17 protein-coding genes are annotated in these 13,392 nt (G+C 63.8%); 4 read left to right on the top strand and 13 right to left on the bottom strand.

Annotation, left to right across the window (positions count from 1 at the left end; translation table 11 throughout):
* Position 1: 1 nt before the first annotated feature.
* Together KHC24_RS13130 and KHC24_RS13125 are read right to left on the bottom strand one after the other, a co-directional pair.
* Entirely contained in the window at positions 2-673 is a 672-nt protein-coding gene (locus KHC24_RS13130) for a Mom family adenine methylcarbamoylation protein (protein ID WP_213363707.1), read from the bottom strand.
* Positions 670-1,164: a ParB N-terminal domain-containing protein gene (locus KHC24_RS13125; protein ID WP_213363706.1), complete on the bottom strand. Its 495-nt coding sequence runs from the start codon at positions 1,162-1,164 to the stop codon at positions 670-672. Before KHC24_RS13125 ends, KHC24_RS13130 begins: the two co-directional genes overlap by 4 nt.
* 411 nt (positions 1,165-1,575) lie before the next feature.
* Between KHC24_RS13125 and KHC24_RS13120 the strand changes: the two genes are divergently transcribed.
* Positions 1,576-1,806, top strand: a complete 231-nt coding sequence (locus KHC24_RS13120) for a hypothetical protein (RefSeq protein WP_213363705.1) — start codon at positions 1,576-1,578, stop codon at positions 1,804-1,806.
* A 7-nt stretch (positions 1,807-1,813) separates the two neighbouring features.
* Here the strand turns inward: KHC24_RS13120 and KHC24_RS13115 are convergent, their stop codons facing one another.
* Entirely contained in the window at positions 1,814-2,080 is a 267-nt protein-coding gene (locus tag KHC24_RS13115) for an HNH endonuclease signature motif containing protein (RefSeq protein ID WP_271180680.1), read from the bottom strand.
* Between the two features lie 159 nt (positions 2,081-2,239).
* Here KHC24_RS13115 and KHC24_RS13110 point away from each other — a divergent pair, with 159 nt between their 5' ends.
* Genes KHC24_RS13110 through KHC24_RS13100 form a run of 3 tightly spaced genes read left to right on the top strand, consistent with a single transcriptional unit; the run spans position 2,240 to position 3,924 of the window.
* Positions 2,240-2,476, top strand: a complete 237-nt coding sequence (locus KHC24_RS13110; protein ID WP_213363703.1) for a DUF4160 domain-containing protein — start codon at positions 2,240-2,242, stop codon at positions 2,474-2,476.
* A 14-nt stretch (positions 2,477-2,490) separates the two neighbouring features.
* A complete protein-coding gene (locus tag KHC24_RS13105; protein WP_213363702.1) occupies positions 2,491-3,051 on the top strand; it encodes a hypothetical protein in 561 nt (186 codons plus the stop codon).
* Between the two features lie 27 nt (positions 3,052-3,078).
* On the top strand, positions 3,079-3,924 hold the full coding sequence (locus KHC24_RS13100; protein WP_213363701.1) for a hypothetical protein: 846 nt from the start codon (positions 3,079-3,081) through the stop codon (positions 3,922-3,924).
* A gap of 148 nt (positions 3,925-4,072) precedes the next feature.
* Here KHC24_RS13100 and KHC24_RS13095 read toward each other — a convergent pair whose 3' ends face one another.
* From KHC24_RS13095 to KHC24_RS13050, 10 genes are all read right to left on the bottom strand, one after another.
* Positions 4,073-5,038 carry a hypothetical protein gene (locus KHC24_RS13095; RefSeq protein WP_213363700.1) on the bottom strand — a complete coding sequence of 322 codons (966 nt, stop codon included), beginning with the start codon at positions 5,036-5,038 and terminating at the stop codon, positions 4,073-4,075.
* Positions 5,039-5,179: 141 nt separating this feature from the next.
* Entirely contained in the window at positions 5,180-7,330 is a 2,151-nt protein-coding gene (locus KHC24_RS13090; protein ID WP_213363699.1) for an AAA family ATPase, read from the bottom strand.
* A gap of 32 nt (positions 7,331-7,362) precedes the next feature.
* The gene (locus tag KHC24_RS13085; RefSeq protein ID WP_246546866.1) at positions 7,363-7,950 is read right to left on the bottom strand and encodes an MT-A70 family methyltransferase; all 588 of its coding nucleotides are present in this window, start codon (positions 7,948-7,950) and stop codon (positions 7,363-7,365) included.
* Positions 7,947-8,705 carry a hypothetical protein gene (locus KHC24_RS13080; RefSeq protein WP_213363698.1) on the bottom strand — a complete coding sequence of 253 codons (759 nt, stop codon included), beginning with the start codon at positions 8,703-8,705 and terminating at the stop codon, positions 7,947-7,949. Before KHC24_RS13080 ends, KHC24_RS13085 begins: the two co-directional genes overlap by 4 nt.
* On the bottom strand, positions 8,702-9,055 hold the full coding sequence (locus KHC24_RS13075; protein ID WP_213363697.1) for a hypothetical protein: 354 nt from the start codon (positions 9,053-9,055) through the stop codon (positions 8,702-8,704). The genes KHC24_RS13080 and KHC24_RS13075 overlap by 4 nt, the downstream gene beginning before the upstream one ends.
* Entirely contained in the window at positions 9,052-9,414 is a 363-nt protein-coding gene (locus tag KHC24_RS13070) for a hypothetical protein (protein ID WP_213363696.1), read from the bottom strand. The genes KHC24_RS13075 and KHC24_RS13070 overlap by 4 nt, the downstream gene beginning before the upstream one ends.
* The gene (locus KHC24_RS13065; protein WP_213363695.1) at positions 9,411-9,923 is read right to left on the bottom strand and encodes a hypothetical protein; all 513 of its coding nucleotides are present in this window, start codon (positions 9,921-9,923) and stop codon (positions 9,411-9,413) included. Before KHC24_RS13065 ends, KHC24_RS13070 begins: the two co-directional genes overlap by 4 nt.
* Entirely contained in the window at positions 9,920-10,363 is a 444-nt protein-coding gene (locus KHC24_RS13060; RefSeq protein ID WP_271180678.1) for an XF1762 family protein, read from the bottom strand. Before KHC24_RS13060 ends, KHC24_RS13065 begins: the two co-directional genes overlap by 4 nt.
* Positions 10,360-11,160 (bottom strand): hypothetical protein, encoded by an 801-nt coding sequence (locus tag KHC24_RS13055; RefSeq protein ID WP_213363694.1) that lies wholly within the window; start codon positions 11,158-11,160, stop codon positions 10,360-10,362. Before KHC24_RS13055 ends, KHC24_RS13060 begins: the two co-directional genes overlap by 4 nt.
* Positions 11,157-13,370 carry a DNA cytosine methyltransferase gene (locus tag KHC24_RS13050; RefSeq protein ID WP_213363693.1) on the bottom strand — a complete coding sequence of 738 codons (2,214 nt, stop codon included), beginning with the start codon at positions 13,368-13,370 and terminating at the stop codon, positions 11,157-11,159. The genes KHC24_RS13055 and KHC24_RS13050 overlap by 4 nt, the downstream gene beginning before the upstream one ends.
* Positions 13,371-13,392 lie beyond the last annotated feature (22 nt).

The raw sequence follows: 13,392 nt of genomic DNA, 5'->3' as shown, positions 1-13,392 counted from the left end.
GTTACTGGAGCGCGCGGGTCGGTGCTGCCCCGCCGCCGGACGAGGGGTGCTCGTCCGTCGCCTGCTTCGCGCGCTTGGGATACTGTTTCGATAGCGGCGCCACCTGGCGCCGCATCGTTTCGTCTAGCGGCATCAGATATTTGTGCCGCACCAGCCCGACGACCTTTCGGGCCGTCGGATCGACGTTCGCCTGCAGCCAGCTGAGCCGCTGCGATCCCGTGCCGTAGCGGCTGCCGATCGAGCGGGCATGCTGGAACACACCCTTGACGATGAACCCGTGGCTTTCCATCGGGCCCTCGTAGATCCATCCGCCGGCCTGATAGATGCCGCCGTGATGCCCCTGTTCGCCGGCCGCATAGGAGATCACCATCCGGATGCCCGGACAGCGCCGCCGCAGCATGCGTAGCGCAATCGACAGGATGCGACTGACGGCAGCTTGGTGCCGATCGAGCGCCACGCGGGTGAGCTCGCATATCGACCGCTGGTCAAGCCGGTACGGCATGCCGATGCTCGGCGTCGCGCCTCGACTGAAAATGACCACGCCGATGAAGCGATCATTCTCCCAAACGCCGACGACGATCAGCCGCCCCGCTGGGACGGCTCGCGAATAGTGCCAGTGACGACACGCATATAGCGCGGCGTCATGACCGACCCAGTCGAGCCGCAACGTCATGGCTCGAACTCGTGCCCGCAGTTCGGGCATGACACCCTATCTCTGGCGTCGAGGGGTTTCACCTCCGATTCCGCGATCGGCGTGATGTCGATGCCACCGCTCGGCAGTTCGATCGGATCGAACCCGGCCAACGACAGGTCGAAATCACCTGCGAGCCCGGCAAGTTCCATGTCCAGGGCGTCGGGGTTCCAACGCGTCTCATCATGGGTCCGGTTGTCAGCGAGGCGGAACGCCCGCAGTTGCGTCGGCGTCATTCCTTCGGCGACGTGAACGGGCACGCGCTTCAGGCCCAACGACAGCGCAGCGCGGTAGCGAGTGTGACCGGCGACGATGACGCCATCGGGATCGATGACGATCGGCTGGCGCCAGCCGAATTCTCTTATCGAGGCGGCCACCTTGGCGACGGCCGTCTCGGGGATGATGCGAGGATTGCCCTCGTAGGGACGGACGTCGTCAATCGCCCGCCAGGCGACCTTTAAGCTTTCGTGCATGACTGGAACCGAAAATGACCCGCCGCGTGCGCGGTGGCGGGATGGCCGGAATCGGCCGGTTCTGGGTCATGCGAGGTGCAAGCTCGCGGTTTGGGGCGCTGCAACGCTCCAGCCCCCGCCTCAAGCGGCGGGGTTTCACCGTCCCCTTTTGCGGACGGGAATAAATCGACCGCTGTGGTGTGGGCAGCGGCCTCGGAAAAAAACCTCCAAATGAGACCCCATGCGGTGATGGCCCCGGGGGGCGGCAGGGATCTAACCCCCCCTGGGGGCAGGGCAGGGCAGGGCAGGGCAGGGCGCGGGCGGTCGTGGGCATGACCCGGATCACCCGATGGGCCACGCGGGGGTGCCCCCCGTTGACCACGGACGTGCCGTCATTCCTGATCAGGCATCCTCAATCATAGGGAGGTCGCCATGAGCGACGCTGACGGGAATACAGACATCGCGGATTACACCCGCGTCTTCGACATCAACGGGGCCGATGCGGTATGGGCCCTAATCACCAGCCGCTGTCTGAGCCAGCATGAGCAGGAGGATGAGCTCGACCGGCTTGAGGCGGAGGGATGGAGTGTGCTGAGGCACTACAGTTCGCAGCACGGCGATCATGTCCTCGATGCGGTAGCGTTGGCACCCCCGGGCCGCTGACGTTGGTCTATGCCTTTGAGCGGCGGGCCATCCTCGCCGCTCTGGCCTGCGTCCCCTTCAGCGTGTTGTGCTGGACGCAGAGGCACTGCCCATTGGCGAGGTCGAGCTTGGCACCGCCGTCTTTGATCTCGACGATGTGGTCAGCGATCATCCGGTGGGCGGGCGCCGCCCTCGTGCAGCCCTCCCACTGGCAACGGCCGCCGGCGCGCGCAACCACCGCCTTCGCCCATGCCCGGTGCTCTGGGGTCTCGTAGTGGGCATCGACCTGCTTCACCTTGGGCACCGCTACCCTGCGGTCCACTATCTTGAAGCGGGCCGCTCCAGTCTTCAGTCGTGCCATCTTTGCCCATAAATATCATCCGAAATTCGGATAGGTATATTGACGCTATCCAGAATTTGGAGTATGTTTATTCCATCAACTGAGGGGGCGGGCATGGGCAAGGTTCACCAGATCGGCAACGTCATCATCCGCATCTGGGGCGGCGATCACCTTCCCCCGCACTTCCACATCATTGCCCCCGACTTTGAAGCCGCCGTAGAGATCGACACCATGACCGTCATCGTCGGCATCCTGCCCAAGGCCGGCCGCCCCGCTCTCGAATGGGCTCGGCAGAACAAGGTGGCGATCATCGCCGAATGGAACCGCACCAACCCCCGTTTCCCGCTCTGAGGAGGGCCCGCGACATGACCACCTTTATGCCCCGCATCAAGTCCGTCGAGGCGGAGAAGCCGGCGACGCTCAAACTGGAATGGAAGCCCGAAGTTACGGTTGCCGGGACGGGCCACAGCGACATCGCCACACTCATTCAGAACATGCCGGTGAGCCGTGTCGACCTGACTGGCTGGATCGCCACCGGAGGCGAAGCTCTGGCTAGCCTGACGAACTGGGTCGCTTTCGCGTGCGTCAAGCCGATCGAATACAACTCGGCAGTCGCATGGGATGATGACGGCGATATCGCGATCGATGCCTATCACCTCTGGAAGCTGGCCGAGGAACAGAAGCCGTTCACCAGCGAGGATGCCGCTGCCTGGCAGAAGGCGGTCAGGATGTCGAACAGCGAGATTGCCGACTTCTTCAACATCTCGGTGAGCAGCTGGAACGCGTACAAGGCCGGGGCGGCGATCCCGCCCGCTATCGGCATGGCATGCCGAGCGGCCCAACGCGATCCGTTACTGATCGAGGCTCATTGGCGGCCGCGCAAGTCCGGCCGGCCTAGAAAGAGCGAACAAGAAAGTGCTACTTGATTGAAAGACTATCTCGGGGGGCAAACCTTGACCGATTCGACCATTGGAAGCAGATTTTCCCTATCCTATTTGCGATCTCCGGAGCTGCTTCCTGACAGTCAAAGGATGCGGCGGAGAATAGCTGCCCTCATTATCGATTTGGGCGGCTTGGGATCGCTCAAGGAAATTATAAAATCGGAACTTGGTATCATTTCTTTTGGCTACCAATCCGACTTTCCGTCATTTATGGCGAGTATCGAGCTTAGAGATGTTCTCGATATAGTCACGATATATTATAACGACATCGGAAGATGGGATGATGTGAATGGAGATCATAGGAAATTAGCCTTCATTAATAACGTGAGGCGAATATTTTCAGAGGAAAATGTTCGATATCGAGTCGATGATAAAGGCGGCGTCCATTTTAGTGTGGATAGTGAATTCGAGCATAGCCGAATATCAGTGATATCGTCTCTTGCAGCATCAAGATATGCCTCTGCTCTCCAGTCCTACGAGAATGCGATGCTATGTCTTGATGCCGTCCCCCCTGATGGCAAGGGAGCTATAAGGTCGGCGTTTTTCGCAGCCGAATGTACTTTCCGCCTTATGTTCCCGTCGGCCAGCCAGCTCAATGGAACCGAGGTGAACAAGTATTTAAAGCCCCTTGTAGACCAACTTTTTGCTGCCCAGAGGCCGGCGATCAATGTATCGCAGAAGCAATTGTCTTCATTCCGCGAATGGATCGATGGATGCCATTTTTATCGTCACGAACCTGGCACGGAAGAGCCCGCGCAGCCTCCGCTGGGACTTGCCGTTTTGATCGTCTCCCAAGCTGGCGCATTCCTCCGGTGGCTCGCTCAGCTCGACCAGATGCAATCCCGGCGTGACGCCTGAGAGAAGGCCCGATGAGCGCTCACACCGCAAGTCGAGGACTCCACCGATTGCCCGACGACTCCCCCAACATGGAATGCGGCTTTAGCGGCGGCACCGGGCATGGAACAAATCGCCCGCGACCGTCGGCACCAACGGTGCCGGCGACGAATCAGAACGGTCGATGGCCAGCAGCATTGAGGCGGTGACCGAGCGTCTCCGCAGCAGCGAGCCGGAAGCGCCGGAATGTCGAGGGCGGCATCCCGAACGACGTGGCGAGCTCCCGCTGATCGCCGTTCACCACCTTGCGGCTCGCCCACTGGAACAGAGCGCGGCACTCGCGGTCGGCGCCTTTGAAATGGAGCAATGGCCACGCGAACACGATGTCCATGCGCTCGATCTCTTCGACGGTGGCGACATGGATCACCTTCGTGGTGCGGCCTGCGCCGGTGGCATTGCGGCCGACCTCATCCGCGAATTCGGTGAGATATGCCGGCCAAGCCCTGCCGAAGCCCGCCGGCCGGGTCGCACCGGGCAGCATGAGCAAGGTGCGATACGCATCGAGGATGCGCTTCATGACCCAGCCGGCGTTCCACGCCGCTGGCACCTCGTCGACGACTGGCTGCACAGGGCGACGGATGTCCTCGACAAAACCGATCATGCCGGGGATCGCCGGTTCCCCCTCTTCCGGGAGGTCGATAGCGGGACGTGCGTTGGCCGCCAGCCATTCCCGTTCTTCCCGGACGATGGCCGGTTCGGACCGCGCGATGCTATGGCGCTGGCGAAGCTCTTTCGCCTTGGCGCGCATCCGCTTTCGCTCCTGCTTGCGCTCCTCATCCCATCGAGCCGAGGTCGACGGTGCCCGCGAGGCGATCCGCTCAATGGCGCGATCAGCGTCGCGGAGGGCGATCTCGCGCGCGGCGCGCACGCGCTCCGTGCGGGCATCTTCGACCAGCTTGCGCTGGGCCGCTCTGATAGCCTCGTCCTGAGCCTTCTGCGCCGCGCGAACGGCACGATCCTCGCGCCGCCGCTGCGCGTCTGCCTTGGCGGCGACGATCTCCTCTTTCGAGCGCCGCTGACGCGGCTTTTTCTCGGTCGATTTCGGCTCAGGAAGCCGGGGAATGATCGCTATCGCCATGGGTCAACACTCAATGCGCAGTACGGGACAATGACGGGACAACGCGGGACATCGGGGGACGCCCCGTCGCGGCATGCCGCCGCTACCGCATTGCAATTAATTGCCCTTCGGACGGAAAGGGCTGAATGCCGCCCGATGTCCCTAGAACGGAACTTCAGCATCGAGCTCATCATCCGTCGGTTCGGTCGGCTGCGGCCGTGGCGGGTTCATCGAGAAGCCGCGCACCTTCTTGCCGGTCCACCAGCAGAATGGATTATCGGCGCAGAAGACGCCCTTGTTGGTGAGGCTGGTGCGGGCGCGCTGCAGCGCCTTCTTAATCGCTTCTGCCCGTTTCTTCGGGTCCGCCTCGTCATGCGGCGATAGCTTGGCGTATTCGTCCTTGACCTTCGCATAGTCGACGATGAGGTCGACATCGATGGGGAGGCCGAGCGCAGGATCCGGCCGCTCGCCCGAGGACAGCAATGCACGGCGCAGAGCCCGCAGAAACAGCTTCTCTCCCTCGTTGGTGCCGACGCCTTTCACCGCATCCGGGTCGCCGGCCTCGACAGGTGCCTCGTTGGGCCTGGCGACGACGCACGATGTGATGGCATCGCCGTCGTCGTCGGTCCCGGTCTGCACTTGGTGCAGCACGAAATCCCACGTGATCCCCTGCTCGCCCTCACGCTGTTTGGTGACCTCGGCGCGGCGGATCGGCCGCTTGTCGACATCGTAGATCTTCTCCTCTGGCGCTTTCGGATTGGCCTTCGGCGCGAATTTCCAGTCGATGTCGATGGTGGTCTCGAAGTCGCCGGTCAGCGAGCCGTGGCCGCGCGGTGATCCGCCGTTCTTCGGCTTGTGGTGCACCACGAGAACCGTGCACTGGCAATGCTCCATGATCTTCCAAACCCGCGCGCGGATCTTGGAGACATCGCCGCTCTCGTTCTCGTTGGCGCCCGGCGTCGCCGCGCTCCAGGTATCGAGCACGACGAGCCCGAGGCCATCTGCAAACGTGGTGGCGAAGTGCTTGATTTCCTCGATCAGCGCGTCGCAGTCGACATCAGAGGAGAACAGATCGGCGCGCCGCGTCAGCACCACCATGTTGATGTCGTCGGCCTCGCCGAGCCCATGCTCCATCGCATATGCGTGCTGGCGGTTCAGAAATCCCTTGCCGCCCTCAAACGCGCAGTAGACGACGCCCGCCTTGCGCACCTTGCGCCCGTGGAAGGGCAGCCCGCGCGCAATATGCAGCGCCATGTTCTGCGTCTCGAAGCTCTTGCCGGTCTGCGGTGCGCCATAGATCAAGATCGCCTCTCGCCATGGGAGGATGCCCTTGATCAGCCACTGGTACGCCTTGCGCGGCTTGAACACGTCGGCCCATGTGGTGGCACCGAACCTTGACCGGAACGGATCGAGGCCCGGCGCCCAAGGCCGAGCCTGCATGTCGACAAGGCGATAGAGCGCGTCGGCCGTGCCGCCGGCTTCCTGCCAATCCCAGGAATCGCCCTTCTCAGGCAAACCCGGGAGGTTGAGCACGCGGCAGCGGCCGGCGACGTCTTTCAGCCGGCTGCCGACAAGATCGCGGTGCTTCCGACCGGGTTCATCATTGTCGGGAAGGATGATCAGGTCCGCATTGCGGAAGATCGGGGCGAACTCCTCCGGCCATTTCCCGGCACCCATGGGATTGGTGGTGGCGGGTATTCCAACCTCCCACAGTCGATCAGCCGCCTTCTCGCCCTCGACGATGAACACCGGCCGCTCGTCGGCCAGCGCCTCCATGATGTCCGGGAGCCTGTAGGGGACGAGGCGCTCGCCCTTGACGCTATAAACCCATTCGTCGAGAGCGTTGTCTTCCGGCCGTGCCTTCCGGCGCTGACCATAGGTCTTGTCGACCTTGCCGTCCTTCCCGAGCCGCCAGCTGCCGTCCGGCATCTTGAATTGATATCGCAGCGTCTGGAACAGCAGGTCGCCGTTCTCGTCGACATAGTCCCACAACGACACCACCGTCTTCCGGCCGAGCTCACCTTCATCGCGGGGCTGGTCACGGCGCTGCCCGCCTCCGGCGGCGCCGGCACGGCGATCCTCGACGTGGAACCCTTTGTCTTTCAGCCAGGAAAAGGCTTCCTTGCCCTTCAGCTTTACCTCGCGTTCGATGAGCGCCAGCACGCCGCCGCCTTCGCCTTCTCCAGGCGACGCGCCGTGAATGAACCACGTTCCCTTTTCCGGGTTCACGGTCCTGCCTTCGCCGAAACGGATCTCGGTCTTCGTCGCGCCCTTGCGCGGCGCACCCCAGATGACGGTCGCAACATCGACCATCAGGGAAGCGAGATCGCCACTGTCTTGCACTGCTACACCCCGTTGAACTTGCCGGCTTCGTCACCGAAGGCTTCCCACCCCGGACGATCCTCCCGGCTGAAGATGTCGGCGCGCCGTAGCGCGCCTGGGACCAGTTTCTCGGCCGTCTCGTAAGCTTCGTCAGGCTTTCGAGAGTTCTCGCGGAGCGGGGCCATGATCACGCTGCGGATATTGTTCGCGGTGAGTGGCGAGCCGACCGACCCAATGAGGAAGGGCTCGTTTGCCGAGCGCAGGACATAGCCGGTGCCGAATGCGAGCTTGCCGTGCTTCGTCGTTTTCACCCACGTCCCGGCGGTGACGAACTTGAACCCCCACGCTCCGAGGACCTCAATCGCCTGCGGCAGCATGGGATTGGTGGCCCACATCCAGAGAAGACAATCGGCGCGGGCCAGCATGCCGACCGGAAATGCTTTGATGTCGGCAATCGGCAGGCACCTATACTGTGAGCTCGGGTTCTTCTTTTCGCCGGCCGATGAATAGTTGGCGAACTTCCATGGCGGGTCGATCATGATCACGTCATAGGAGAGTGGGCGCAGGTCGCCCCACACCCATCCCGACGCGGATTGCTGGATCGACATCATGATGCGGGCGCCTCGATGTCAGCCGGGCCCCACTTCGCGATATCGGCGACGATCTCGGCATAGACGCGAGGGTGCTGGGCCTTGAAATCGGGGAGATGCGGGCCCGGGATGTATCGGGGCGCCGTGGTGCCCCATTGCTCGTCTTGCCGTTGCCGAAGCCAGCCGGTGCCCGGTGCGGTCCAACGACGATGGTCGATCCGGAGATGCTTGAAGTCTGACCTGAGGAGAAAGCCGCGGCGCTCCAGAAGCGCCGCCAGCTTCAGCGCCGAGATCTTCCAGTTCGTCAACTGCAGCGGCGCCGAGGCGCCGGCCGGGACATCCGGCACGTATTCGGGGAGCGGGCATCGCTGGGACGGCGCCCATTCGTGCCATTCGTCTCGAAACCAACGCTCGATCGTCGGCAGGTCAGGCCGGAAGGCGTGATAGCGCGACCGTTCTTCCCGTGGCATCAACCGGATGATGGTCAGCCCGATATAGGCGGTGATCGGTTCGAGATCTCGGGTATAGCCCTTCGGCACCAGCAATGCCCGGCAATCCGGGGCCGGCATCTCGGACCAAGCGTAGGTCTCGACTGCCTGCGTCAGCACCTTCGCATTGAGGCTCAGCTTCGCCTGGATACCGATCTGGAAGCCGTCGGCTTTGCGGACGAGTAGGATGTCCCAGCCATAGGTTTCGGCATAAGCCGTCCAGTCGGCGCCGATCGCATCGATGAACTCGGCGCAAAGTTGCGCCTCGGTGGCGTATAACGCGCTCACTGCTCACCTCCGTCATCCAGCAGGTTGGCGATGAGGTCGAGGGCGTCTTCGCTACTTTCTTCGGCGCCGAATACTTCGATGACCTTCTGAATCATCTCGTCCCGCGATATGCCGCGCTGCGCCGCCGCCTCGTCGATCACATCGAGGGCGCGCCGCGAGAACGCCACAGCCTGGACGAGACGGCCGTCGCGGCGGCGGTGCAGCTTCACCCCGTAACGGCGGAGCGTGTTTGACACCGCCTGCACGCGGGCGAGGCCGAGCGCAGCCGTAATCTGCGGCCCCGTGCAGCCGATGCCGGCGAGATAGCCGAGGTGAACGAGACGATGACGGGGCCAGCTGCGCGACATCATCGCCCCTTCAGCAATCGCTTGAAGCAGGTGCGGAATTCCTTCTCCCGCCATCCCTCGACGGTCTCGCCTCGGTCCTTCTTCGCCTGTTCGGTGGGATCGAGCTTGATGATCTCAGCGAAGATGTCCGAGACCTGCCACAGACCGGCAGCGCGCCGGATCTGGCATGCTGCCGGTGTCGATCGGAAGCCACCTTCGATAAGGGCGCGTTGCGTGCCCTCGATCTCGAAGGCGAACTCCGCCGCAAGCTCGGCCAGATCGGCGAGCTTCATCTTTCCGACGGCCTCGCGCGCTTCCACCACCGCAGAGGATGCGGCGCGCTCGGCGGCAGTCATGCCGGTGATGACGGGCGCAGTCGTCAACGCGGCAGCCCTCCCGCACCCAACTGTCCCATGCTGAACAACGTGCAGCGGCCGGGGAACCGGTGCATCACCGCATGGCCCCAGATGCCGATGGCATCGGCCTCGTTGTCGTTGCGGACGTCGAAGCCGTAGCGTCGCGCCGCTGCGATCATGTCCGGCTTGGTGGCGCGGCCGGAACCCGCCAAGAACTTCTTGATCGACTGCAGGTGTGCCTCGAAGCAGCGGACTTCGAGGTCGCGGCAGATCAGTTCGGTCAGCCCGGCGAGGCTCATCAGCTTGATCGCCGTCGCCTTCGTCGTCTGCGCCGGCAGGATCGGCGCCTCATAGACGACGAACTGGGGTCGCTCGACCTGGATGAAAGCGGTCAGCCACTCCCGATGCTTGGCGAGATAGCGGCCGACATCATCGCCGGTGCTAGGCAGGGTGTGCGTGCCGAAGCGCGGCGTACCGGCCGGATCGCCGGCCGCCCAGCCTGTGTTGGTGCTGAGGTCGAGGGCGAGGACGGTCATATGGCTTGCTCCCAGCGTAGCTTGTCAAACAGCGGGCCTTCCTCGCGCGGACGCGACGGCGTGTTCCAGTGGCGGCCTTTCACCTCGCCCACGACGCGGAACCCGGCTCCGCGCAGTGACGCGCCGCCCTCGCTGGCGAGCGTGTAGGTCACAACCTTGCGGAAGCCGCGCGCAAAGGCTGCGCGGCACGCGGCGCCATTCAGAAACGACACCGCGTTGCGGGTGCCATCGGTGGCGACGCGCAGGATCTCGACCGTGAGCCCATTATCGAGGTGACGCGCCACTGGCCGGCCGACGATGGACACGCCGACGAGGCATCCGTCCAACTCGGCACCGGTTGACCACATGTGGCCGACAACAGGGTCATTGTGACGATGATGCTGATCGACGAACGCATTCGCTTCGTCGAGGGACAGCGGGACAAGGGCGAGGTGGCTCACAGCCGCGCTCCGCTACGCTCGGGTCCCTGGAGCACGTACCTCGATCTGCGGATGCCGAGGGCCGCGTCGCCGCGCCAATGCCCGCGCACGACTTCCAGCTTGCCGAGGCGGATCCTCAGGTGCGCCCGGCAAAAGTGCAGTGCTCGCTCGCCGGTTAGGTGAGCCTCATGCGACAGCTCGTCAGACAGGTCCTCTGGCGGCGTGACGTGGAGCTTGATTTCCGTCCACGCGTGGAGCGGGAATTTGCCGACAACCGCACGCTGCGCGACCAGCTTCCGCTCAAGGCTACGATGGGGCATGTGCTGCCGGCGGCCGATGATGCGGGGCGTATTGATGAAGGCAAGAAACGCCGTGAGAAGCGTCGAGTGCCGCCGCATGGCATCCGACTGCGCAGGTGGCGCCGGATCGTGGCTCATCGCCATCAGATCCTCAGAGCCGATCAAGAAGACCGAAAAACGCCAGGGAAAAGAAGCGACCCCTTCGTCAGTCCATGCGGCACACCAGACAATGGCGTGCCTTCCATTCTCTTCGAGAAGAAAGCCCAAACGATTACTTGTCTGCGGTACTCGCCATTCGATCCACGTTCGAGGAGCGGGCAAGAAAGACGACTGCTCAGCGCACGCTTTAAATTTTAGTTCGTCTCGACAAAGCGTTTCGGCCGCCAAGTTCACAATTTCACTTACCTCAAAACAGTGAGCATCGCTCATATGAGGCAGTAAATTACAATAGTCGACGAATGCCCGATCCTTCACCGGAAGCGTCAGTTCTTTCACAATTCGATATGCGAGAGGTGTCATATCCTCTCCTCCAATTCCGGAATGTCGACGGACAGAGCGACGGTCAGCGGTTGTACCCAGATCGGATCGGCGGAGAGCATGAAGCTCTCGCCCGCCCAGGCGAGCAGCAGCGTACGGCCCATCACCGAAGCGATGGCAGCGGCGGCATCAGGCGGCACCGCGTTGCCGATGCGCTCGCGCCACGCGGAATCGGACCTACCTTCGAGCGTGAACAACATCTCGGGATCGACGAGGCTCTGAAGGGCAGCGAGTTCGAGCGTTGTGAACGGCCTGTGCCAAGTCCCATCGAGCGCGCGGATGATCGCCACGAGGTTGGTGTTCGGTGCCGGCAATGCCTCGATAGCCGCAAGGGCAGCTTCCGGGTCGCGCGGATCGGCGACGGACCAGTTGCCGTTGTTGTTCTTGGCGAAGGCCGGCACCGCGCCGCTGGACTGGTCCCAGCCGGTGACGCCGTAATGTCCGCCGGTCAGGTACTCGGTGCGATCCTCGCGGCTGAGCGCCGCCGGCCGGGGATCGGCGACACTGAGCGCGCCGCCGCTCGGGTGCGTGCCGCCCGTGACCGTCTTCCCTGTCTCGTCCCAGTGGTGGACCTGCAGGATATTGTGGTGCGTCGCCGGACCGAAGCCGGGTCGTGGGTCTGCGACGCAAAGGGCACCCGAGCCGACGCGATCCGAGCCGATGACCGCTTTCGACGGATCGTCCCAGTCCTGCACGGCCATCTTGTTCTGGTGCGCAGCGTTCGGCCAGCCGGCGCGCGGGTCGGCCACGGCGAAGGCACCGTTGCCGGTCGTCGACGCGCTGATGACGACACCCGATGCCTCATCCATGCGGGTGACGCGGTATTTCGTCTGCTTGTAGTCGTCGCGGTCGGATGGCCGCGGATCCGCCACGGCCAGCCCGCCGGCCGGGCCACCCGGGCCGGCGACGGCGGGCGAGTGATCACCGAAGCCGACGATGCGGAAGGTGTTGTTGAACCGCGGTGTGCCTTCCAACCGCGGATCGGAAACGGCATAGGGGCCTTTTCCGACGGACATGTCCCCGACAACCACTCCGGTCGGATCCCCCCATGTCTTCACACCGAGCTGAACGGAGCGGGCGTGGCCATCGACGCGAGGATCGGCCACCGAGAAAGCGCCGGCACCGGGCCGGCCGTTGGCGGTGACAGTGCCGCTGGGCCCGTTCCAATCGTTGACCCCTAGATGGCCTGTTCCCTCGCGGGACGATTCCACCCGAGGATCCGCGACATTGAACCGGCCGGTGGTGGCCTCCGCTTGGGCGGTGATCGTGCCGGCGGGGGCAGCCCAGGGCAGGACGCCCAGCGTGCCGTCACGCCATCCGGTGTCGGGCGCGATGCCATAGTCGCGCAGCACGCCGTCGGCGATGGCCAGCCGGTTCAGCGACCGCCAGTCCGAGCCGGCCTCGACGAAGGCGAGACGCACCCACGTCTTCCACTGGAGCGACGGGATGCGATGCATCGGGCCGCCGCGATCCTCATCGCCGGGCAGCGGCAGCTTTTCGAGGATTTCGCCGACGCCGCGCAGCCGGCGTTTCGGCGGCTCATAGAGGAAGGGCGGCACCTTCGCCGCGTGCCGCGCTACCATGAGGAAGCGCTTGCGGCTCTGCCCGAGGCCGCCGATGACGCCGCAATCGTGCGTCGTTTCGGCGACGACATAGCCATAGCTGCGCAGCAGCGCGATCAGCTGGTCGACGAAGTGCCGGCCGCGCGTGGCGATGCGCGGCACGTTCTCGAAGATGAAGAACTCGGGCGGATCATCCTTCCAAGTCTCCAGCGCCAGCCAGAGCCCGCGGAAGCTGAGGCTGTTCAGCGCCGTGTATTTCGTGGTGAGGCTCTTGGTCTCCGACAGCAGTCCGGAGAAGCCCTTGCAGGGAAAAGAGGCGAACACGATGTGCGGCCGCTCGCCATGCGCGGCGCGGCGATAATCATCGGTCGTCGCTTCGCACCATCCCGCCGGCGGCTCATGACCGTGGAAGGCAATATATTGCTCGCGGCTGAAGATATCGAGCACCGTGCCCTGGACGCCGGCAGCGCGGGTGAAATCCCGGATCGCAGCCGCATCGTTGTCAATGCCGCCGATGCAGCGGAAGCGTGCGTTCATCATGCCGACGCGCGCGCGGCCACGGTTGAACCCCTTGGCGCCGCCGCCGAGGCCGCAGCATATGTGGAAGTGGCGGATTTCGACGTCGCTCATGCTGCGTACCTCTCGACAACCT

Source organism: Ancylobacter defluvii, from assembly GCF_018390605.1.
GTDB classification, from domain to species: domain Bacteria; phylum Pseudomonadota; class Alphaproteobacteria; order Rhizobiales; family Xanthobacteraceae; genus Ancylobacter; species Ancylobacter defluvii.
Note: the sequence above shows the minus strand (reverse complement) of the source record. Positions and strands in the feature narration are given on the sequence as shown.

Excerpts from the sequence above, each read along its gene's own strand:
- KHC24_RS13130 (WP_213363707.1), bottom strand. The coding sequence starts at position 673 with ATGACGTTGCGGCTCGACTGGGTCGGTCATGACGCCGCGCTATATGCG.
- KHC24_RS13125 (WP_213363706.1), bottom strand. The coding sequence starts at position 1,164 with ATGCACGAAAGCTTAAAGGTCGCCTGGCGGGCGATTGACGACGTCCGT.
- KHC24_RS13120 (WP_213363705.1), top strand. The coding sequence starts at position 1,576 with ATGAGCGACGCTGACGGGAATACAGACATCGCGGATTACACCCGCGTC.
- KHC24_RS13110 (WP_213363703.1), top strand. The coding sequence starts at position 2,240 with ATGGGCAAGGTTCACCAGATCGGCAACGTCATCATCCGCATCTGGGGC.
- KHC24_RS13105 (WP_213363702.1), top strand. The coding sequence starts at position 2,491 with ATGACCACCTTTATGCCCCGCATCAAGTCCGTCGAGGCGGAGAAGCCG.
- KHC24_RS13095 (WP_213363700.1), bottom strand. The coding sequence starts at position 5,038 with ATGGCGATAGCGATCATTCCCCGGCTTCCTGAGCCGAAATCGACCGAG.
- KHC24_RS13090 (WP_213363699.1), bottom strand. The coding sequence starts at position 7,330 with ATGGTCGATGTTGCGACCGTCATCTGGGGTGCGCCGCGCAAGGGCGCG.
- KHC24_RS13085 (WP_246546866.1), bottom strand. The coding sequence starts at position 7,950 with ATGATGTCGATCCAGCAATCCGCGTCGGGATGGGTGTGGGGCGACCTG.
- KHC24_RS13075 (WP_213363697.1), bottom strand. The coding sequence starts at position 9,055 with ATGATGTCGCGCAGCTGGCCCCGTCATCGTCTCGTTCACCTCGGCTAT.
- KHC24_RS13065 (WP_213363695.1), bottom strand. The coding sequence starts at position 9,923 with ATGACCGTCCTCGCCCTCGACCTCAGCACCAACACAGGCTGGGCGGCC.
- KHC24_RS13055 (WP_213363694.1), bottom strand. The coding sequence starts at position 11,160 with ATGACACCTCTCGCATATCGAATTGTGAAAGAACTGACGCTTCCGGTG.
- KHC24_RS13050 (WP_213363693.1), bottom strand. The coding sequence starts at position 13,370 with ATGAGCGACGTCGAAATCCGCCACTTCCACATATGCTGCGGCCTCGGC.